Raw genomic sequence first — 20867 nt, 5'->3', positions numbered from 1 at the left:
GGATCAGTCCGTCACCGTCCAGTCTGCGGCGTTCCAGAACCCGTTGGCGAAGTCGCCGTGCGGTTCAAACCCCTGCAGACGGTCACTGGCGGCCCACAGTGTGGAGGGCACGTAGAGCCACAGGTAAGGAACCTGCTCGTTGTCGAGGCGTGCCGCATCCTGGTAGATCGCGGCGCGCTCGTCCGGATCGGCAGTGATCGCGCCCTCGTTCAGCAGCGCGTCGAGCTCCGGGTTGCAGAACAGCGACGTGTTGCCTCCCGCGGGGTAGACGCGGTCGCAGAGCAGCGCGTTGGCAGACACCGTGGGATCGGGCGTGTAGGTTCCGCCACCCGAGATCATCAGGTCGTATTCCGCGTTCTCGATCATGCCCAACTGGTTCGCGCTCTCGATCTGGTTGGCGACGGCGTTGATGCCCGCCGTCTTCAGGTTCTCGAGGACGACTGCAACGGCCGCATCGCGATCCGCGGTGCCCGGGATCCAGCTGATCTTGAGCTCCTGAGACATGTCGAATCCGGCCTCGGCGAGGAGTTCGGCAGCCTTCTCGGGGTTGTACTCGTACTTCTCGAGGTCATTCGGGAGAGCCCAGGGGGTCATGATCGTGCTGTTGATCGCGTCACCGTTTCCGCCCAGGACGCCGGCGATGATGCCGTCGCGGTCGATCGCGTAGAGGAACGCCTGACGGATGCGCTCATCCGGGAACTTCTCGAAGTTCACGAGAAGGCGCAGGAAGCCTGGCGAGGGAGCCGACGTGACCGAGACGCCGTCGAGCGCTTCGACCGTGCCGAGGTCTTGCGGTGAGATCTGGACGAGATCGATCTCGCCGGTCGCCAACTGGGCCGTGGCGACGTCGCTCGTCAGCATCTGCAGGTAGAGCGTATCGATGCCCACTTCGGACCAGTAGTTGGGGTTCGCCTCGAGAATGACGTTCTCGTCGACGTTGAACTCCTTCATGATGTACGGCCCGGAGCTGACTGTCGGCAGCTTGAAGAACTCGTCCTCCATGATCGCGCCGGGGGCGACCTCGCCGAGCACGTGCTCGGGGAGGATCCCGTAACCGCCGCCGAACAAGGCGAGGAATCCAGGTGTCGCGTCCGTCAGCTCGATCGTGACGGTCTGATCATCGGTCGCGACGATGCCCGAAACGGTGTCCGCGGCACCTGACTGCACGTCCTCGAATCCCACGACGCCGCGGAACGGCGCCGTGTTGGCGCTGGCGACCTCGGGGTTGGCGAACAGGTTGTACGTGAAGACGACGTCCTCTGCCGTAAGCGGTTCGCCGTCGCTCCACTGGAGCCCGTCGCGCAGGTGGAAGGTGTACGTCTTGGCGTCGTCCGACATGTCCCACGACTCGGCGAGCCGCGGAACCGGTTCGAAGTCGGGGCCGACGTTGAACAGCCCGTTGTAGACGAGCGACATCGTGAGCTGCTCGGCACCTTGGCCCGGCGCCAGCGGGTTGAACTGGACCGGCTTCTGGTAGAGGTAGAGGCTCGCCGACGTCGGGTCGTCGACGGGTCCTTCGCTCTCATTGGTGCTGCCACTGGTGCAGCCGGCCAGCAGGGCCGTGGTCAGGCCGAGCGCGACTGCGCCTGCGGCGATACGGGTTCGCATGGTTGCTCCTCGTGATTGCGATGTGGGTGATTGCTTTGTTGTGATGCGGTGTTGCTATTCCGGGCGGCTGTCGGCCGCCACGATCGGGGTGACCAGGGAACCAAGTCCCTGGACTTCGGCGACCATGCGGTCACCGGGCTTGAGGAAGACGCCGGTGGTGGCACCGACACCGGACGGCGTGCCGGTCATGATCACGTCGCCGGGGTTGAGGGTCATCAGTCGCGAGCTGAAGGAGACGAGCTCGGCAATGGTGTGCACCATGTCGGTCGAGCTGCCGCGCTGCATGATCTCGCCGTTGACCTCGAGCGTGAGTTCGAGATTCTGCGGGTCGGGCACTTCGTCGGCGGTGACGAGATACGGGCCGATCGGCGCCGATCCGTCCAGCCACTTGCCTTCCAGCCAGTCGAAAAATCCCGTCCAGGCCTCGCCGTCGCGTTCGATGCCCAGGTCGAGGCTTCGCGCCGAGATGTCGTTGCTCGTGGCATAGCCGAAGACGTGGTCCAGCGCCGCATCCACCGTCACATCCCGCGCCTGCCGACCGATCACGACCGAGATCTCGACCTCCCAGTCGAGCTGCTGCGTGATCGGGTTGAGCGCGACGGGCGCATCGGGCCCGGTGATCGCGGTATCCGGTTTCAAGAACAGGCGCGGCGTCGCGGTCTTCTGGTCACGGGAGGCGTGACCGGCTTCCTTGACGTGCTCCTGATAGTTCGCGGCGACCGCGATGACTTTTCCGGGCGCCAGGAGCGGAGCGAGGATGCGCGCACCCGCGAGCGGGCGGCGGCCGACCTCGGCGGTTGCGGCCTCGCCCCGCACCACCCCCATCAGGTCGCCGTCGCCGGTCACGATCACGTCATCGCCCGCGACGTATCCGTGGCGCACGGTGCCGTCGTCGTCGAATGTCATCCACTTCATGCTGTTGAGTCCTCCGTCACCAGGTGGTCGATACGGTCTGTGCGGATCGCGCGGAGTCGGCGATCGCGGAAAGGATCGCGGCGGTCTCGCCGGGCGCGACATCCGGCCCGGGAACACCGAAGGGAACGCGGGTCGTCCCGGTGGCGGTGCGCACGTCGAGCGCTGGTCGCAGGAGGTCGACGAACACGGAGCCGTGCGTGCCGACGAAGCGGGCCGTTGCCCGCACGTATTCGCGGTGCGCACCGGCGACGACCGACACGTGGGCGTTCACGACGACGGTCCGCTCGGTTCGTCCGAGGAAGGTGACGGCCCCGCCGTCGGCCGTCGCGTGTGACTGGAGGTCGACGGATGCGGGACCCGTCGCCCGCCGCAGGATGTCGATGGCGGTGGGTCCGACCATGCCGAGTGCGTCTCCGCCGCCCGCCGACGTGTCGGCGACGACGAGGTCCACTGCCACGGAGCGCAGTAGGCCGATCTCGGCGCCGCGCACCGCGGTGAGGGCGCGAGACAGTCCGGGGTGGGCGGCGAGGTTCATGCCGATGCTCCGATCCGGATCGTGCGGGACTCGCGCAGCGACTCCTCGGACGCCACGGCGATGTCGACCGCGTGGATCGCCGCCGACAGCGGGGGAACCACCTCGCCGTCACCACGGATCGCGGCGACGAACGCCTCGAGTTCGCGGACGAACGCGCGGTCACCGGCGCCGTCGACGCCCCACGCCGTGAGACCTGTGTCGGTCCAGGCGAGCACGCCCTCGGCGTCCCACGTGCGCGAGACCACGCCCTCGGTGCCGACAACGGTGAGCTCGAGGTAGCCGGCGCTCCGGGGTCGCTCCCCGCGGCTGATCTCGCACACGGCGGCTGCGCCGCCGTCGAAGCCGAGTTCCATGACGAGGTAGTCGTAGATGTCGAGCGCTTCGCTCGTGGCGTGCTGCCCGGCGGAGAAGACGCTCGTGGCGGGCTCGCCGATCCACCACGTCGCGAGGTCGACGAGGTGGACGCCGTTGTGCAGGGAGTGTCCTCCCGACAGCTCGGGGTTCAGTACCCAGGACTGCCATCCCGGCCAGATCCAACCGCCGTTGATGACGATGCGGACGAAGCGCGGGACGCCGATGTCGCCGCGATCGATGACGCGGCGGATGGCCAGGCTCTGATCGGTGAAGCGGTGGGTGTGACCGACCGCCAGGGCGAGACCGCGCGCCGTTGCCTCCGCCGCAAGGGAGCGTGCACCCGCGCCGGTCAAGGCGAGGGGCTTCTCCATCAGCAGGTGCTTTCCGGCCGCGAGCACCTGCAGGCCGAGCTGCTCGTGCGTCATGTTCGGAGTGCAGACGATCACGGCCTCGACCTCGTCGTCGTCCAGCAGCTCCTCCACGCTGCCGTAGCCCGCGCATCGTTCGAGGTGGGCGACCTCGGCGGCGTGGTCGGCGGCGACATCGCACACGGCGACGAGCGTCGCGCTCGTCATGGTGCGCAGTGCGGCCATGTGCGAGAGTGCGATGCCGCCGACCCCCACGATTCCGACGCCCAGAGGCGTTCCATGCTCAGTCACTGCTGTCCCTTTCTGATGAGCCGTCCCGGACGCGCCGCGGTGGGGCGCCCGGAGGCGATGACGGCGGAGCCGTTGACGTAGACGTGGTCGAGTCCGACGGAAGGCTGCGCCGGCCGCGAGAACGTCGCCGGCGAATCGAACGTGCGGTCGTCGAGCACGATCACGTCGGCGCGGTGTCCGGGGACGAGGCCGCTGGCAAGCCCGACGCGAGCAGCCGGTGCGGTGGTCAGGCGCCGGACGGTCTCGCCGAGGGGCGTACCGTGCCCGCGCAGTCGCCGGTATCCGGAGGAGAAGGCGCCCCAGGAACGGGGGTGGGCGGCGGATGCGCTGTGGCTGCGGTTCAAGGCAGTGCCGTCGGAGGCGATGCTGATCCAGGGCGTTGCCAGCGTCAGCTCGACGTCGCTCCACCGGCCGCTTTCGACCGCGACATCGACGAGACCGCCGTTCGCGATGAGTAGGTCGACAAGCCGCATCCACGGGTCGCCGGCGTCGGCAGTGAGATCGCGGCCCACCGCGTCAGGAGTGCGCGCGGCCTTCATCACGATGATCTGGTCGGGGGAGTAGCCGGCGGAACGGAGGAGTCCCGCGACCGCGGTCGGGTCGGTGAGGCAAGCGGCCACAACGGCGTCGGGGCCCGCGGCACGCAGTTCGGGAGACAGCAGTTGGATCAGCGTCGTGTGCCCGTGCACGTACGGGTAGGCGTCGGCGGCGATGTCCTTCGACGTCCGCAGCGCCTCCAGGTGCGCGAGCACATCCGTGAAGCGGTCCCCCTCGCCCGAGCCGGAACTCAGTCCGCGCAGGTGGGAGATCTGCAGGCGCGGTCCCTCGTCGCCGAGGGCGTCGGCCAGTTCGTCGATCGAGGCGCGCAGGGCGCTCGTGCGATAGTCGCGCAGGTGCGCCGACAGGACGCCGTCGTGCGCGGCGACGACGCGCGCGACCCGTGCCAGCTCCCGAGCATCCGCCGACTCTCCGGGCGCATACATCAGTCCGACGCTCGCGCCCACGACCCCCGCCGCGAACGCGTCCTCCATCTCGCGCTCGAGCCGCGCCAACTGGTCGTCGTCGAGGCGTTCGGTGCGCGTGCCGGCGGCGGCGAACCGGGCCGAACCGTGCCCGATGTGGGCGGCGACGTTCGTGGTCGTGGGGCAGTCGTCGAGCGCCCGCATCCATCCCGCGACATCGGTCCAGGTCCACCCCAGATCCGGGGTGACGTCGATCGTGCTGATGACGCGCGCGAGCCCCGCGGCATCGTGCCCGTCCGGAGCCGGCGTCATGCCGCAGTTGCCGACGACCTCGGTCGTGATGCCCTGCGTGATGCGGCTCTCGTTCTCCGGGTATTCGAGGAGGCTGAGGTCGGAGTGGCAGTGGATGTCCACGAATCCCGGCGCGACGATGCGGCCCGTGCAGTCGATGATCTCCGCGTCGTACCCGCCGCCGGGCCGTTCCTCGGCGCGAACGACGGCGGCGATCGTCTGCTCGGCGATGATCACATCGCCGAGAAACGGCTCACCGCCGAGCCCGTCGGCGACAAGGCCTCCGCGCAGTACGGTCCGGGAGATCGTCGACATGTCAGACGGCGGCCTTCGCGGTCTCGAAGAGTCCCTCGCGCGCCATCGCGGGAAGCACGTCCGCCGCCTGCGCGAGCGTCCGATCGATGTCGGCCTCCGTGTGCGCGAGCGAGATGTGGTTCCGCTTGAGCGCCATCGGGTACATGAACGAGCCCTTGTCGATCATGCGGCGGTGGAACGTGGCGTACGCCACGTCGTTGTTGCGCAGCAGATCGCGGTACCCGCGGACCTCCCCGTCGAGGAAGTAGGGGATGAACACCGACCCGAGTCCGGTCATGCGGGCGGCGATGCCGTGCTCGTCGGCGATCGCCTGAAGTCCCGTGCGCATTCGGTCGCCGAGGCGATACACGTGACCGTAGAAGTCGACCGCGGGATCCTTGAGCACCGTGATCGTCGCGATCGCCGCCGCCATCGAGGCCGCGTTGCCGTTGAACGTGCCCGCGAGCATGACGGAACCGCCCGCGGGCGTGAAATTCGTCATGAGTTCGGCGGTACCGGCCAGGCCCGCAACCGGGAAGCCGTTGCCCATCGCCTTACCGAAGGTGGTGAGGTCGGGCATCACGCCGCAGACCTCCTGATAACCGCCGAGCGCGTGCCGGAAGCCCGTGATCACCTCGTCGAAGATGAGGACGGAGCCGTGCGCGCGCGTGATGTCGCGCAGACCCTGCAGGAACGACTGCTCGGGGAGCAGGGCGCCGACGTTGTGCGGCACCGGCTCGAGGATCACGGCGGCGATCTGGTCGGGATACTGCGCGAACAGCTCTTCCACCGAGGCGAGGTCGTTGAACTCCGCGATGAGGGTGTGGTCGACGGCATCGTCCAGGATGCCGGACGAGTTGGGGTCGCGGCGCCACGCACGATCGGGTGTCGAGATGACGTTGCGGGCGAGCGCGTCATAGGAACCGTGGAAGCAGCCCTGGAACTTCAGGATGTAGGGGCGACTCGTGGTCCCGCGCGCCAGTCGGACCGCCTGGAACGTCGCCTCCGATCCGCTCATGGTCGTGATGACCATGTCGGCGCTCGGAATCGCATCCACCATCAGCTGTGCGGCCTGCACCTCGAGCTCGGTCGTGCCCAGACCCACGAGGTCGATGTCGGCGATCGCGCGCGTGACGGCGTCGTTGACGCGCTCATCGGTGTGCCCGAGCAGGATCGCCCCGAACGCCGCGTGATAGTCCGTGTAGGCGACGCCGTCCATGTCGGTGATGGTCGCCCCGTGGGCCGACTTCCACGCCCAGGGGGACCCGATGCTGCGGGTTGCGGAGTTCACTCCGCCCGGAATGATGCGCTCTGCCGCCTCGGCGAGGCGGCGGGAGACGGATGTCACGTGGTGCTCCTTTGGTGCGATGAGGGTGGGTCAACGGGAGGGGTTCCGACACGGGGGTCGGCGAGTTCGAGCATCCGCAGCGCGTCGCAGTGGATGATCCGCTCGATCGTCTCGTCGGCCACGAACGGCAGGTTTCCGGCTCGGAAGCGCGCGATCGAGCGGAGGTTCGCGATCGCCTCGACGGGGGTCCACAGCGGGTAGTCGGAGCCGAAGACGAGCTTGTCGACCGTGTGCCACTCCTGGGCCCCGACGAGCGCGAAGAACGCATCCATCGGTCGCGAAGGGACACCCGACACGTCGGCGAAGACCCGCCGGTTCTTGCGCAGCACCACGTTCGTGTCCCGCTGCCACGGGTGACCCATGTGGGCCATCACCTGGGTCAGGTCGGGGTGTCGCCGGGCGACCTCATCGATCACGAGCGGCTGGCTGACGGCGAGCCGGCCGATGGGGCTGGGGGTCGCGCCCATGTGCCAGAGCGCGACCATGCCGTGCGCCGTGAGCGTCGTGTAGAAGTCGTCGAACTCGGGTGCGAGCGGATCGAACAGCGAGAGGACGGGATAGAGCTTCACTCCCTGGAATCCGAGCGTGATCGCCTCGTCGAGCTGGTCGCGCCAGTCCGCGTCGAGTGGATCGATCGAGCAGAACGGAATCGCGGGTGTCTGCATCTTCGAGACGAAGTCGGCGACGAAGGCGTTCGGCGTGCGCACACCGGCCTGTGAGGCGGCGAGGCCGAACACGATCGCGACGTCGACTCCCGCATCCCGCATCACCGTGTCGTACGACTCCGGCGTCACGACGGGGTACGGCTCGCCACCGTACGCGCCCTGCCAGTGGTCCTCGTGCTCGTGACCCCAGTGCTCCGGCTGGTGGCAGTGGCTGTGCACGTCGACGATCACGAGAGAGCCATCCGGGTGCGCAGGGGCGTGAGCGCGGCGTCGAAGTCCGGCAGGGCGGCGAGCTCGGCGGCAGCCGCGGTCAGGACGGGCAGCAGGCTCTCGCGGGCGGACTCGTCCAGTTCGCCGCTGGGAGCGGAGACCGACAGCGCCAGTGCGGGCGCATCCTCTGTCGGCAGGAGGACGGCCATGCAGGTGACGCCGCGGTTGCGCTCTTCATCGTCGACGCTGAACCCGGCCGCGCGGATGCGTTCGAGCTCGGCGACGATTCCCGCGCGCGTCGTGATGGTGCGCGGGGTCCAGCTGGGGTAGGGCTCCACGTCCGGCAGATGAGCGTCGATCGCCTCGTCGGGCAGCAGCGACAGGAGGAGCTTCCCCAGTCCCGTGCAGTAGGCGAAGTCGAGCATGCCGCCAGTGGCGAACCGCAGAGCGCGCTGCGGTTCGGCGACGTGCAGGTGGAGGACGGAGGGCCCTTCCAGCACGCCGAGGTTCGCGGTGAAGCCCACGTCGTCGGCGAGTCGGCTGAGGACGGGCGCCGTGATCTCCGCCATGCTCGGCGGCCGGTACCCCTCAGCGATCTCATGGATCGTGTGGCCGATCGAGTACGCCGGGGGCTCGCCGGAGCGGCGCACGAATCCTTCTTCCTCCATCACGAGCAGGAGGCGGACCACCGTCGACTTCGGCACGTCGAGCTGGCTCGAGATCGCGGCCAGCGCCAGCGGGGCGGTCGCCTTGCCGAGGAGGCGGAGAGTCGCCATTGCACGGGTGAGCCCCTGCGAGTGGTACGACGTGGCACGCTGTTCCATGTCGGCAACTGTAGGTGAACGGTCTCAACATGGAAAGGGGTTCCATGTAAACAATGGGTAACGCGACATGGAACGCCGGATGTGTGCCGCGCGATGGTGCGGCACGGTGTTGCCTCGCGCACCCGCGCAACGGGGTGAGCGAGAGTCGTGCCTCTGCGGAGGCCGGCTCAGCCCCGCGCGGCCGCCGGTTCAGCCCCGCGCGGCCGCAGATTCAGACCAGGGCGGGCGTCCGCGTCCCGCCCGAAAGGCGCTCAGCCGCCAGGCCCTCCGCGGCGGCGAGCGGCGTGATTCCGCGCGTCCGCGCCTCGTTGAAGATCCGGCGCACGGTGTGGCCGATCCCCGCGACGCGCTGCATGATCTCGGGGCGCGTGCCCAGGCGCTTGGCTTCCAGGTCGAGGTAGATGACCCCGCCGGCGTTGACGACGAAGTCCGGGGCGTAGAGGATGCCCCGCGCCGCGAGCCGGTCGGCACCGTCATGGTCCGCGAGCGGGTTGTTCGCGGGGCCGCACACCGCGCGCGCGTCCAGTTGGTCGATGACCTCGTCGGTCAGGATGCCGCCGATCCCCGCCGGAACGAATACGTCTTCAGCTACGCCAACCAGTTGGGGGCGCGGCAGGGTGCCGGTGCGGTGTACCTATCGGCGCACCACCCCGACATCATGAAGTTCCTCGACACCAAGCGCGAGAACGCGGACGAGAAGATCCGCATCAAGACGCTCTCGCTCGGCGTCGTCGTGCCCGACATCACGTTCGAGCTCGCCAAGAACGGCGAGGACATGTATCTGTTCTCGCCCTACGACGTGGAGCGCGTGTACGGGGTGCCCTTCGGTGACATCTCGGTCACCGAGAAGTACCGCGAGATGGTCGATGACCCGCGCATCAAGAAGTCGAAGATCAACGCGCGCGAGTTCTTCCAGACGCTGGCTGAGATCCAGTTCGAGTCGGGCTATCCATACATCATGTTCGAGGACACGGTGAACAAGGCCAACCCGATCAAGGGTCGGATCAACATGTCGAACCTGTGCTCCGAGATCCTCCAGGTCAACACGCCGACCACCTACAACGAGGACCTCTTGCTGCCATCCGCACCAGTCGCGAACTCAAGTGGGGGATACCCGCGATGCTCGCGCTTCCCTACGTCCTGATCGCCAGCCACTGCTCTAGCTCGGCAGCCGACGGCGGCCCCGGTTGGCTCCACCTCGTCGTCCTGTGGGCCTGCTGGAACGCACTGAAGTTCATCCTCATGGGACCCGTGAGCGTCGTTCTGCTCATTCGCGCGCGCCTGCGCGAGTCCGCGATCCGTCGTCACCAGCGCCACGACTCGCTCGTCGAGGCAAGCCCCCGTGAGCCAGCTCTTCATGTCTAGGCTCAGCCGCCCACGGCAGCGGTTGCCGTGATGCGCGAACGACGGCCCCCACCCGGCCGGATCACGACACCGTGTGAAGCGAGCGCTTGCCGGACCGCCTGGGGCCCTGCCCCGACCTTCACGCCGACCTCTACCAGCGTCAACCCGCTGAGGTAGAGGTCGGCTGCTTCGTGGATGCGGGAGGGATCGAACCGTCCACGGCGGATCGTCACCTCCCGCGGGGTGAGGTGGGTGGCGACCGTGCGGCGGTTCACGCCGAACACGGATGCCAGCTCCACGAGCGTCGCGCCCTCGCGGTACTGCGCCACCAGATCGTCGATCTGCTCCGGGCGAAGGAGGGTTTGAGCCATCCCAAGTGATCGCACCACTCGACCCCTGGAGTCGGTAACGGTGGGCTCAGAGGAGCGCTGGTCGTGGTTGTAGAAGCCCCGTGACCTGCGCGAAGACAAGGTTCTCAGATGTGGGCAGGGGTTCTCAAACTCTCTACGGAGGTCCACCAATCGAGAAACGCGATAAATGCCCAGTCTGATGACGGGGCATTTTTCGTGTCTGGACGTGTGCCGCGGGCTGTGGTGGGGCATATGACGTCACCCGTGAGAGCGGGCGGCGGCCGTAGCCCAGAGGGTGTTGACCCCGTGATTGAACAGGTGTTTAATCCGGAACGTGAGTTCACCCGCACGGCGCCCACAGGCGGGTCCGCAGACCGCCGATCGCATTCGCGATGCGGCCGTGGCGGCGTTCGCCGCCCAGGGCTTCGAGCGCACGACCATCCGCACCATCGCGGCCGCCGCCGGCGTCTCCGCAGGGTTGGTGATCCACCACTTCGGCTCGAAAGAGGACTTGCGGGCGGCGTGTGACGACTACGTGTTCGACTCGCTCACCCGGAAGAAGCGCGAGAACGCCGACCAGGCCCCGTCGCTCGTCGCAGCCGCGATCTTCAACGACGACCGGATGCGCACGCACGCCGACTACCTGGTCAAGTCCCTCCTCGATCCCTCGGAACAAGGGCAGCGCTTCTTCGACCACTACATCGACCTGACCGAGCAGCTCATCGAGGACGGCTTCGCCGGATACGTGCTGCGGCGGGCAGAGGACCGGCGGGCGCAGGCCGCCGCCCTCGCCATGCTGGGACTGGCGCCGATGATGCTGGAGCCCCGCATCCGACACGCGCTGGGCACCCGCGACCTCCCCGAGTCCATGGCCCGGCTCATGCCCTACCTGTCGGATCTCTATCAGCACGGATTCATCGAGGCGGTCCCCGACGGCCAGGTGGCCTCCGGCCCCCGGGCCACACCGGGAAGCCAGCACGACCCGCCCGCCGCGCCCGCAGAACAGAAAGGAACACCCCCGACGACAGAAAGCGAATCATGACCCCTGCACGTTCGGGCGATGCCCCGGCATCCGCCCTCAGCATCAGCGATCTCCACAAGAGCTTCGGCGCGGTGCGCGCCCTCGACGGGCTGGACCTCGAGGTCGCACCCGGCGAGGTCCACGGGCTGCTCGGCCCCAACGGCGCCGGCAAATCGACCACCATCCGTATCCTGCTCGGCATCCTGCGGCACGACGCAGGGCACGTGCGGGTGCTGGGCGGCGACCCGTGGAACGACGCCGTCGCTCTGCATCGCCGGCTCGCCTATGTGCCCGGCGACGTCGAACTGTGGCCCGGCCTCACCGGCGGCGAAGCCATCGACCTGTTCGCCCGGCTGCGCGGCGGCGTGAACACCCGAAAGCGCGATGAGCTCATCGAGCGCTTCGACCTCGACCCCCGGAAGAAGGGGCGCACCTACTCCAAGGGCAACCGGCAGAAGGTCGCGCTCATCTCCGCGCTGGCATCCGATGGCGACCTGCTGCTGCTCGACGAGCCCACGGCCGGTCTCGATCCGCTCATGGAAGCCGTCTTCCAGGAGTGCATCCGCGAGGCCAAGGCCGAGGGGCGCACCGTGCTGCTGTCCAGCCACATCCTCGCCCAGGTCGAGGTGCTCGCCGACCGCATCTCGATCGTCCGCAACGGACGAGTCGTCGAATCGGGCACCCTCACCGACCTGCGACACCTCTCGCGGACCGCGGTGACCGTGACGACCGCGGTCCCCATCGTCGGGCTGGCCGAGCGCGCCGGTGTGCACGACGTGCGCCAGGAGGGCGGCCGGCTGCGCTTCGACGTCGATGCACACCACCTGCCCGAGATCATGCGGGAACTGTCGTCCCACGACGTGCAGGCGCTCACCGCCTCGCCGCCCACCCTCGAGCAGCTGCTGCTGCGCCACTACGGGGACGACCTGACCCGGAGCGCCTCATGAGCGCCATGGCGACGGCCACCCGGCGGGCATCCTCGCACCCCTCCCCGTCCGGCGGTGCGGGCGGCGGACCCCTCACCGGCATGGGGGAGCTGCTGCGATTCCTGCTGCGACGCGACCGGGTGCGGCTACCCGCATGGGTGCTCGGCCTGACGCTGCTGCTCGCCTACTTCGCCAACGCCCTCGGGCTCGTCCTCGACGACGAATCCCTGCGCAGCTTCGCCGCGTTCGCAGCCAACCCGGTCATGGCTCTCATCGGCGGGCCCGGATACGGGTTCGACGACATCACCCTCGGCAGATTCCTGGTCGGGCTGTACGGCGTTTTCCTCATGATCGGGGCGGCGCTGATGAGCATCATGACCGTGACCCGGCACACCCGGCTCGAAGAGCAGACCGGGCGGGCCGAGCTGGTGCGCGCGAACGTCGTGGGCCGGCACGCACCGCTGGCCGCCGCCCTGGTGCTCGTCGTCGGCATGAACGTGGTGATGACCGGGCTCATGGCCGTCACCTTCCAGGTGTCCCCGGCGGCGGGACCGCTGTCGTCCGGCGTGCTGTTCGCCTGCAGCATCGGTGCAGTCGGCCTCGTCTTCGCGGGCGTGGCCGCCGTCACCGTCCAGTTCTCGCCGTTCTCCCGCGCGGCATCGGGGATCGCGGGCGCCGTGCTTGCGGGAGCCTTCCTCGTGCGCGGGCTCGGGGACATGTCGAGAGTGCAGGACGGGGACCTGGCGTGGCTGTCGTGGCTGTCGCCGTTCGGGTGGTCACAGCAGACGGCCCCGCTCACACTCGACCGATGGTGGCCGCTGCTGATCTCCCTCACGGCGTTCGTCGTGCTCGCCGCCGCCGGGTTCGCGCTGCAGTCGCGGCGCGATCTGGCCGCGGGCATCCTCCCCGATCGCCTCGGAGGAGCCGCCGCGCCGGCCTGGCTGCGGGGCCCGGTCTCCCTCGCGTTCCGGCTGCAGCGCGCCGCGTTGGCCTGGTGGTCACTGGCCCTCCTGGTGGCGGGACTGACCTTCGGCGCCTTCGTCCAGCCGATGGCCGAGAACGCGGCGGGGATGCCGGAGGTGTTCCTGCAGGCCTTCGGCGGCGCCGAGGGCATGATCGACGGGTATCTCGGGTTCATGGGCGTGTACTTCGCGATGATGGTCGCCGTCCAGGCGATCCTCGCGGTGCAGGCACTGCGGGGGGAGGAGCAGGAGGTGCGCACCGAGCCCGTGCTCGCCGCCGCCGTGTCACGCAGCGGCTGGCTGCTCTCGTGGGTGCTGGTGTCCGGGGTCGGCGCCGTGTGGCTGCTGACCCTCGCCGGACTCGGCACCGGGTTGGGCGCCGCGCTCGCGACCGGTGACGGGGACCTGTTCGGCCCGGTGCTGTGGGGGCACCTCGTCCACGCGCCCGCAGTGTGGGTCCTGCTCGCCGGCACCGCCGCGCTCTACGGTGCCGCGCCGCGGCTGATCGGACTGCTCTGGATCGTGTTCGGGTACGGGGCGGTCGTGAGCCTGTTCGGTGACATGCTGCAACTGGAGGACGGGGTGCTCGCCACCTCGGTCTTCCGGCACGTCGGCCAGCACCCGGCCGAGGACATCGCGTGGCCGGCGGTCGGTGCGCTCACCGTCGTCGCGGGCCTGCTGGTCGCCCTCGGCGTCGCGGGGTTCCGCCGGCGCGACCTGATCACGGCGTGAGGGCGGCCGCATCGAAAGGGAAATGAAAGAAGTCTTGCGAAAGGAACCTTTCATAGCGTAGCGTCATCGGCATGACCGACCGGACGTCGCAACGCGTGACCGATCCCGCCCGGCTGCGCGCGCTCGCGCACCCGCTGCGCATCCGCCTGTTCGACCTGCTCAACGACCACGACGAGCTCACGGCCAGCGAGTGCGCGCAGCTGGTGGGGGAGTCACCGGCCAGCTGCTCGTTCCACCTCCGCATGCTCGAGAAGTACGGCTTCATCGAGCGGGCTGCGGCCCGCGGGCGGGAGAAGCCCTGGCGCCTGAGCGCCCCGTCGTGGGACATGCGCCCCGAGGCCGGCCAACCGGCATCCCTCACCGCCGTCGCCGAGATCGCCCTGCTCGGGCTCGACCTCGACGCGGCCCGCATCCGCGCGTACTTCGAGCGCATCGGCGCCGAGCCCGACGAGTGGGTGCAGGCGAGCACGTTCACCCGGTCGACGTTCTGGGCCACCGCGGAGGAGCTGGCCGAGCTCAGCCGCGATCTGCAGCAGATCACCGACCGGTTCGCCGGCCGCCACAGAGACCCGTCGCTGCGCCCCGAGGGTGCCCGCTACTCCCGCATGACCGCCTTCGCCCACCCCGACCCCGCCGGCCCGGATGCCGAGCCCGCCACCGCGCCCACCGAGGACCCGAAATGACCACCGCCGCCCCGCGCCACCGCCGCGGCCCCGTCGCGTTCGAGGCACCCGGCTTCCGCCGCCTGTCGGCCGCCTGGGTGTTCACGAACCTGGGGGACAGTGCGCTGTATCTCATGGTCGCGGTCTGGGTGAAGGAGTTCACCGGGTCGGATGTCGCGGCGGCGTTCGTGTTCGTCGCGCTCGGCCTGCCGGCACTGCTGGCGCCGTTCATCGGCATGCTGGCCGACCGGGTCTCGCGCAAGGCGCTGCTGGTCGGCAACAACGTCGTGCTCGTGCCGCTCGTGCTCTCCCTGCTGCTCGTGCACGGGCCCGGGCAACTGTGGCTGGTCTACACGGTGATCTTCCTGTACAGCGCCGGCGGCTACGTCACCGCGGCGGCGCAGTCCGGCATCATCCGGGGGATGCTGCGCGACGACCAGCTCGCCAGCGGCAACGGGGTGCTCTCCACCATCGACAACGGCCTGCGACTGGTCTCGCCGCTGATCGGCACCGCGCTGTACGTGGGTCTGGGCGCCCACGCCGTGGTGGTCCTGACGGCGTCGTGCTTCGCCGTGGCCGCGGTCGTGCTGCTGTGGCTGCCGGCCGCCGACGCCCCGGCCGCGGCCGCCGACGGCCGCGGCTACCTGCGCGAGCTGGTCGCCGGGTTCGAGCATCTGTTCCGCGTCGTCGCGCTGCGCCGCATCACCCTCGCCATCGCGATCGCATTCGGCGCGACCGGGCTGCTGAACATCATCATCTTCCCGGCCCTGGAGGCCATGCAGGTCGACCCGGCCACGATCGGCTGGCTCGTCCCGCTGCAGGGCGCCGGGGCGCTCGTCGGCGGCATCCTCTCGGCCACCGTCGTCACCCGGCTCGGCGAGGGACGGGCCGCCGCACTCGGCCTCGTGCTGCTGGCGACCGGGTCGGCGCTGCTGACCTTCGGATCCCTCACGCTCGCCTCGGTCGGCATGGTGGTGGCGGGGCTGGGCATCCCCGTGACGGTGGTGGACTTCGCCACGATGCGCCAGCGGCTGACCCCCGACGCGCTGCAGGGGCGCACCGCCGCGGCCGGCAACGTGAGCATCAACCTCCCGCAGACGGTCATCTCGGTGGTCGGGGCGGGGTTCCTGGCCGTCACCGACTACCGCGTGCTCATCTGGATCACCGTCGCGGCCGTGCTCGTGGGGGCCGTGTTCGCGCTGGGCGCCCGGCACCGCGCCGACGCCCCGACGCCCGCGCAGGTCTGAGCATCTCGGCAGGGGATGCCGGCCCGGCGGTCAGCCGGCGGCCACGACCTCCCGGCTCCGCAGGTCCTTGCGGAGGATCTTGCCCGCCGACGACTTCGGGATCTGGTCGATGAACTCCACCCGGCGCACCTTCTTGTGGGGGGCGACGTTCTCGGCCACGAACGCCATGACCTCGTCTTCGGTCAGCCCCGAATCGGGCACCGGCACGACGAATGCCTTGGGGATCTCCTGCTTGTCGTCGTCCAGTACGCCGATGACGGCGGCATCCATCACCTTCGGGTGCCCGAGCAGCAGCGCCTCGAGTTCGGCCGGGGCGATCTGGTAGCCCTTGTACTTGATGAGCTCCTTGACCCGGTCGACGATCGAGAAGTAGTCGCCGCGGTGCGCGACGGCGATGTCACCGGTGTGCAGGAATCCGTCGGCGTCGAGGGTCTCGGCCGTCGCCTCGGGCTGGTTCAGATAGCCGAGCATGACGTTGGGGCCCTTGACCCACAGCTCGCCCGGGCGCGTCTTGCCGTCCTCGTCGTACTCGGTGATCTCCTCGCCGGTGGCGGTGTCGACGAGCTTGCACACGATGTTCGGCAGCGCACAGCCCACCGAGCTGACCGGGATGTCGTCGCGCGTGTACGGCATCGCGTGCGACACGGGGCTGAGCTCGCTCATGCCGTAGCCCTGCATCATGCGGGTGTTCAACCGCCGGCCGGCGATCTCGGCCGTCTCGCCGTCGAGCGGGGCCGCACCGGAGAACACGGTGTGCACCGTCGAGATGTCGAACTGGTCGACGACGGGGTGCTTGGCCAGGGCGACCGCGATCGGCGGGGCGATGTACAGGTAGGTGCACCCGAACTTCTGGATGATGGTGAGGAACTCGACCAGGTCGAACTTCGGCATCGTCACGAGGCTCGCGCGCTGCTTGAGCGCGAGGTTGAGCAGCACGGTCATGCCGTAGATGTGGAAGAACGGCAGCACCGCCAGCACGCGGTCGGTCTCGCGCAGGTCGATGTTGACGCGGCACTGGGCGACGTTGGCCACGAGGTTGCGGTGACTGAGCATGACGCCCTTGGGGATGCCGGTGGTCCCCGACGAGTAGGGCAGCACGGCCACGTGGGTCGCGGGGTCGAAGGTCACCTCCGGCGGGGTGCGCTGCTCAGTGAGCAGCTCGCGCAGGTTCGGGTGCCCCTCGGCGCCGTCGAGCACGATCAGGCGGTCGGCGGGGATGCCGACGGCGGCCGCCGCGACTGCGGCCTGGGGGAGCAGGGGGCTGACGGTGATGAGCCAGGAGGCACCGGCATCCTGCAGTTGCTTCTCGATCTCGCCGGGGGTGTAGAGGGAGTTGATCGTGGTCACCGTCGCGCCGGCACGCAGGATGCCGTGGAACACGGTCGCGAACGCGGGCACGTTCGGGCACAGCAGACCCAGCACCGTGTCGGTTCCGACCCCGCGGGCCGCCAGCGCACCGGCGAACGCGTCGACCTGCGCCTTGAGCGCGCCGTACGTCGTCTCGGCCCCGGTCGCAGGGTCGACCAGGGCGACGCGCGCGGCGTCTTCGGCGGTCAGGGTGCCGAACAGGTCGTCGTAGATGCTGACGTCTGGAATCTCGATGTCCGGAAACGGGCTGTGGAACACGAGGCGCTTCTCCCTTGAATCGCTGGACCTCGGCGTCATCGCCGAGTGCGACCATCATGACATACCGGACGGTCGGAACCCAGTGTCAGGATGTCGGGGACTGGGTACCGGGGTCGTGCGGCCGCGGTCAGGCGGTCACGCGGCGCCCGGCCTCGAGGCGTTCGGCGGCGAGAGCCTCGGCGGCGGCCAGTGGAGTGATGCCGCGCGCGTGGGCGGTGTCGAACACGGTGCGCACGGTGTCGCCGATCGCGTCCACGCGCGCCATGATCTCGTCGCGGGTGCCCCACTGCTTGGCCACCAGGTCGAGATAGACGACGCCGCCCGCGTTGACGACGAAGTCCGGGGCGTAGAGGATGCCGCGGTCGGCGAGCCGCTGCGCGCCGGAGTGGTCGGCGAGGGGGTTGTTGGCGGGGCCGCACACCGCGGCGGCGGCGAGGTCGTCGATCACCTCGTCGGTGAGCACGCCGCCGATGCCCGCGGGCACGAACACGTCGGCCGGCACGAGGTGCTCGGTGCCGGGCGTGACCCACTGCGCGCCGAGGTCGGCGGCCAGGCTCAGCTTGCTGGGGTTGACGTCGGTGACGGTGAGCACCGCGCCTTCGGCCGACAGGCGCACTGCGAGCCGGCTGCCCACCTGGCCGAGACCGGACACCGTGATGCGCCGCCCGGCGACCTCAGGCGACCCGGTGACGCGCTCCAGGGTGGCGCGCAACGCGGCGTAGACACCCATGCTGGTGGGACCGGCCGGCTCGCCGGAACCGCCGACCGTGTCGGGCAGGCCGACCACGTGCGCGGTGCGCTCACTGACCACGAGCATGTCCTCGGTCGTCGAGCCGACGTCCTCGGCGGTGCGGTACAGGCCGCCGAGCATCTCGACGGCATCGCCCAGGTCGAGGAACGCGGCGCGGCGCCGGTCGCCCTCGAGGGTCTGACCGGGTTCGAGCCGGATGACGGACTTACCGCCACCGGCATCCAGACCGGCCGCCGCGTTCTTGAGCGTCATGGCCTCCGACAGGCGCAGCACATCGCCGAGGGCGTCGCTGTAGTGCGGATACGTCCACAGGCGGGCGCCGCCGAGCGCGGAGCCGAGAACGGAGGAGTGGAGCGCGACGGCGATGAACAGACCGCTGCGGGGTCCGGTGATCACCTCCACGCGCTCGTGGGTGAACTCGGGCAGGGGCAGGTGCGTCATCGCGTTCCTCTTTCGGCCGGCCTTGTGGGCGCTGCGCTGGGGACGTCGCGGCGTTGCGGCATCCCCCCTCATTCTAGGCTGGGGCCATGACCGAGCAAGCCGCCCACCTGCCCACCCGCAGCCGCCTCGTGCATGACGCCCTGCGCGCCGCGGGCATCACCGGAGACATCGTCGTCCTGCCCGACGCCGCCGCCACCGCACCGCTGGCGGCCGCCGCCCTCGGTGTCGAGGTCGGCGCGATCGCCAACAGCCTCGTGTTCTGGTCGGACGGCGAGCCGCTCCTCGTGATGACCAGCGGTGCGCACCGGGTCGACACCGCGGCGCTCGCCGAGCGCCTGGGACGCGGAAAGATCCAGCGGGCGACGCCCGAGCAGGTGCGGGATGCCACCGGTCAGGCCATCGGCGGCGTCGCCCCCACCGGGCACCCGGCCCCGCTGACCACGATCGTCGACGAGGCGCTGGCCGCCTACCCCGAGATCTGGGCCGCCGGCGGCACGCCGCACACGGTGTTCCCGCTCACCTTCGCCGAGCTGGTCGCGCTCACCGGCGGCACGGTCGCCCGGGTCGATTGAGCGGCGGGTTGGTGCGGGTGTTCGGTTCGCAGGACGGAATCGCGATCCCGGGCGTGTCGCCAGGGTGACACGCCGGGCGTGCGAAAAAGTTCCTGCGAACGGAACGGCGGGTGCCCGCGGTTCGGCTGTGTGCCCACATCCGGGCGTCAGGACGGGAGCGGGAACCGCAGCACGGCCGCGACCGGCGACCCGTCGAGCAGGTCGCGGTTGCGCACGGCGCGCACGGTTCCGCCGCTGCGCAGCACCCGGGCGGCGATCTCGTCCACGACGGCGTAGGTGTCGGGGCCGGGCTCGTCGACCCGGGAAACGACGCCGAACTCGTCGATGACGCCTTCGTCCGTGGCATCCATGTCGAAATAGAGTTCCGCGATGCCGGCCGACGCCGACGCGGCGGCGACCTCCTTGAGGCGGGTGGTCGCGAGGCCTTCGGCGCGGAGTGATCCGAAGCGTTCGCGCCAGGCGTCGACCTCGGCCGCGTAGTGCGCGTCGAGGAGTTCGCGGACGGCGGCCGTGCGCCGCTGGTCGTCCAGCGAACCGGGGTGCGGCTCGAGGCCGTCGGCCAGCAGCAGCGGGTGGGTGTTGACGGCGCGGTAGGCAGGGTCGAGGTCGGCCGAGGCGGCGAGGATGAGCGGCACGTCGTCGGGCACGACCCGGACCACCTCGTCCTGTACGACGCGGGCGTACTTCTCCCGTTCGGGCCGGTCGCCGGTGGCGCCATCGGCGCGGTGCCGGTCGAAGCGGCCGCCGGTGGTGGTGTGCTTGAGCATGAGCGCATGGTCGTCGGGCAGCGCGAGGTCGTGTTCGATGGGGCGGTGGTCGGCGCCGTACTCGATGAGCCGCGCGTCGCTGCGCGTGAGCTCGACAACGAACGCGCGGTGGTCGAACGCGATCGCGCGCAGCAGCGAGCCGGTGTCGAAGCGGTCGCCGACGGCCACGTGCTCGGTGAGCACGCTCGGCAGGCGGAACGCCTCGAGCCGGTCCGGGGCGGCCACCACCACCAGGGAGCGGGACTGGTGCTGCCAGAACTCGTCGTCGTCGAGGAGACCGCGCAGCGGCTCGATGACCGCGCGTGCCGCGCCGTGCGGCAGGTCCTTCTCGCCGAGTTGGCGCTCGGCCTCGTCGATCGCGTTGCGCAGGCTGATACGGATGCGCTCGTGCTCGCTCGGCAGCGGCGACGACTCGATCGTGATGGTCACGCTCGCCGGGTCGCGGTGATCCACGAGCGCGAGCAGTTGTTCGGTGTCGGGGATGTCTGCGGGGAACATGCGGCGACCATAGGCATGCGGCGGCCGGCTTGCCGAGGGGGTTGCATGCCGGTGAGGTGTCGGTTAGCCGTCAGCGTCGCCGCATGATCTCGAAGCACGTGATCGCGGCGCTCGCGCTCCACGCCTGCGGTCGGCATGCCGCCGGATAGGGGACCGGCGCCGGTCGCGCGTCGGGTCCGGTGCCGCGCGGGTCGCCGCTGTGCAGCTCCGGCATCCGGAACGCGAAGCCCTCGGCGGCGGGGAGCAGGCCGTCGACGACGTGCGCGGCTTCGTCCAGGAGGCCGGCGCGGGCCATGCTCTCCC

The 20867-nt window shown here is 69.8% G+C and carries 19 protein-coding genes and 2 pseudogenes; 7 read left to right on the top strand and 14 right to left on the bottom strand.

What is annotated here, in order from left to right; all coding sequences use genetic code 11:
- Positions 1 to 3: 3 nt before the first annotated feature.
- The 9 genes and pseudogenes from ACQ143_RS04500 to ACQ143_RS04460 all read right to left on the bottom strand — a co-directional run.
- Positions 4 to 1608: an ABC transporter substrate-binding protein gene (locus ACQ143_RS04500; RefSeq protein WP_447950048.1), complete on the bottom strand. Its 1605-nt coding sequence runs from the start codon at positions 1606 to 1608 to the stop codon at positions 4 to 6.
- A gap of 54 nt (positions 1609 to 1662) precedes the next feature.
- Positions 1663 to 2514 carry a fumarylacetoacetate hydrolase family protein gene (locus ACQ143_RS04495; RefSeq protein ID WP_447950047.1) on the bottom strand — a complete coding sequence of 284 codons (852 nt, stop codon included), beginning with the start codon at positions 2512 to 2514 and terminating at the stop codon, positions 1663 to 1665.
- Positions 2515 to 2539: 25 nt separating this feature from the next.
- Complete coding sequence (locus ACQ143_RS04490; protein ID WP_447950046.1) at positions 2540 to 3058, bottom strand: hypothetical protein; 519 nt, start codon at positions 3056 to 3058, stop codon at positions 2540 to 2542.
- Positions 3055 to 4071, bottom strand: coding sequence for a Gfo/Idh/MocA family protein (locus ACQ143_RS04485; protein ID WP_449569490.1), 1017 nt, complete (start codon positions 4069 to 4071; stop codon positions 3055 to 3057). Before ACQ143_RS04485 ends, ACQ143_RS04490 begins: the two co-directional genes overlap by 4 nt.
- A complete protein-coding gene (locus ACQ143_RS04480) occupies positions 4068 to 5639 on the bottom strand; it encodes an N-acyl-D-amino-acid deacylase family protein (protein WP_449569489.1) in 1572 nt (523 codons plus the stop codon). Before ACQ143_RS04480 ends, ACQ143_RS04485 begins: the two co-directional genes overlap by 4 nt.
- 1 nt (position 5640) lies before the next feature.
- Positions 5641 to 6966 (bottom strand): aspartate aminotransferase family protein, encoded by a 1326-nt coding sequence (locus tag ACQ143_RS04475; protein WP_449569488.1) that lies wholly within the window; start codon positions 6964 to 6966, stop codon positions 5641 to 5643.
- Entirely contained in the window at positions 6963 to 7862 is a 900-nt protein-coding gene (locus ACQ143_RS04470) for an amidohydrolase family protein (RefSeq protein WP_449569487.1), read from the bottom strand. The genes ACQ143_RS04475 and ACQ143_RS04470 overlap by 4 nt, the downstream gene beginning before the upstream one ends.
- The gene (locus ACQ143_RS04465; RefSeq protein WP_449569486.1) at positions 7859 to 8665 is read right to left on the bottom strand and encodes an IclR family transcriptional regulator; all 807 of its coding nucleotides are present in this window, start codon (positions 8663 to 8665) and stop codon (positions 7859 to 7861) included. The genes ACQ143_RS04470 and ACQ143_RS04465 overlap by 4 nt, the downstream gene beginning before the upstream one ends.
- Before the next feature lie 211 nt (positions 8666 to 8876).
- Positions 8877 to 9257, bottom strand: a pseudogene (locus ACQ143_RS04460) (Glu/Leu/Phe/Val dehydrogenase family protein); the annotation flags it as partial.
- Here ACQ143_RS04460 and ACQ143_RS04455 point away from each other — a divergent pair.
- Positions 9249 to 9737, top strand: a pseudogene (locus ACQ143_RS04455) (class 1b ribonucleoside-diphosphate reductase subunit alpha); the annotation flags it as partial. The pseudogenes ACQ143_RS04460 and ACQ143_RS04455 sit on opposite strands and share 9 nt — an antisense overlap.
- A gap of 295 nt (positions 9738 to 10032) precedes the next feature.
- On the opposite strand, the gene ACQ143_RS04450 reads toward ACQ143_RS04455, so the two are convergent.
- On the bottom strand, positions 10033 to 10380 hold the full coding sequence (locus ACQ143_RS04450; protein WP_449569485.1) for a hypothetical protein: 348 nt from the start codon (positions 10378 to 10380) through the stop codon (positions 10033 to 10035).
- 313 nt (positions 10381 to 10693) lie between these two features.
- Between ACQ143_RS04450 and ACQ143_RS04445 the strand changes: the two genes are divergently transcribed.
- The 5 genes from ACQ143_RS04445 to ACQ143_RS04425 all read left to right on the top strand — a co-directional run bounded on the left by ACQ143_RS04445 (position 10694) and on the right by ACQ143_RS04425 (position 15909).
- Positions 10694 to 11401 carry a TetR/AcrR family transcriptional regulator gene (locus tag ACQ143_RS04445; protein ID WP_449569484.1) on the top strand — a complete coding sequence of 236 codons (708 nt, stop codon included), beginning with the start codon at positions 10694 to 10696 and terminating at the stop codon, positions 11399 to 11401.
- A complete protein-coding gene (locus tag ACQ143_RS04440; protein WP_449569483.1) occupies positions 11398 to 12327 on the top strand; it encodes an ATP-binding cassette domain-containing protein in 930 nt (309 codons plus the stop codon). The genes ACQ143_RS04445 and ACQ143_RS04440 overlap by 4 nt, the downstream gene beginning before the upstream one ends.
- Positions 12324 to 14000 (top strand): ABC transporter permease, encoded by a 1677-nt coding sequence (locus ACQ143_RS04435; RefSeq protein WP_449569482.1) that lies wholly within the window; start codon positions 12324 to 12326, stop codon positions 13998 to 14000. The genes ACQ143_RS04440 and ACQ143_RS04435 overlap by 4 nt, the downstream gene beginning before the upstream one ends.
- Before the next feature lie 71 nt (positions 14001 to 14071).
- Positions 14072 to 14683 (top strand): helix-turn-helix domain-containing protein, encoded by a 612-nt coding sequence (locus ACQ143_RS04430; RefSeq protein WP_449569481.1) that lies wholly within the window; start codon positions 14072 to 14074, stop codon positions 14681 to 14683.
- Entirely contained in the window at positions 14680 to 15909 is a 1230-nt protein-coding gene (locus ACQ143_RS04425; protein ID WP_449569480.1) for an MFS transporter, read from the top strand. The genes ACQ143_RS04430 and ACQ143_RS04425 overlap by 4 nt, the downstream gene beginning before the upstream one ends.
- A gap of 30 nt (positions 15910 to 15939) precedes the next feature.
- On the opposite strand, the gene ACQ143_RS04420 is transcribed toward ACQ143_RS04425, so the two are convergent.
- Both ACQ143_RS04420 and ACQ143_RS04415 read right to left on the bottom strand, forming a co-directional pair.
- Positions 15940 to 17535, bottom strand: coding sequence for an AMP-binding protein (locus ACQ143_RS04420; protein ID WP_449569479.1), 1596 nt, complete (start codon positions 17533 to 17535; stop codon positions 15940 to 15942).
- Positions 17536 to 17662: 127 nt separating this feature from the next.
- Positions 17663 to 18727 (bottom strand): Glu/Leu/Phe/Val dehydrogenase dimerization domain-containing protein, encoded by a 1065-nt coding sequence (locus ACQ143_RS04415; RefSeq protein ID WP_449569478.1) that lies wholly within the window; start codon positions 18725 to 18727, stop codon positions 17663 to 17665.
- A gap of 86 nt (positions 18728 to 18813) precedes the next feature.
- On the opposite strand from ACQ143_RS04415, the gene ACQ143_RS04410 reads away from it, so the two are divergent.
- On the top strand, positions 18814 to 19299 hold the full coding sequence (locus ACQ143_RS04410) for a YbaK/EbsC family protein (RefSeq protein ID WP_449569477.1): 486 nt from the start codon (positions 18814 to 18816) through the stop codon (positions 19297 to 19299).
- A 146-nt stretch (positions 19300 to 19445) separates the two neighbouring features.
- Here ACQ143_RS04410 and ACQ143_RS04405 read toward each other — a convergent pair whose 3' ends face one another.
- Both ACQ143_RS04405 and ACQ143_RS04400 read right to left on the bottom strand, forming a co-directional pair.
- Entirely contained in the window at positions 19446 to 20564 is a 1119-nt protein-coding gene (locus ACQ143_RS04405; protein WP_449569476.1) for a baeRF11 domain-containing protein, read from the bottom strand.
- Between the two features lie 70 nt (positions 20565 to 20634).
- On the bottom strand, positions 20635 to 20859 hold the full coding sequence (locus ACQ143_RS04400) for a hypothetical protein (protein ID WP_449569475.1): 225 nt from the start codon (positions 20857 to 20859) through the stop codon (positions 20635 to 20637).
- Positions 20860 to 20867: the final 8 nt, after the last annotated feature.

It is taken from the genome of Microbacterium pollutisoli, from assembly GCF_053586795.1.
This window is presented reverse-complemented; position numbering and strand designations above follow the sequence as displayed.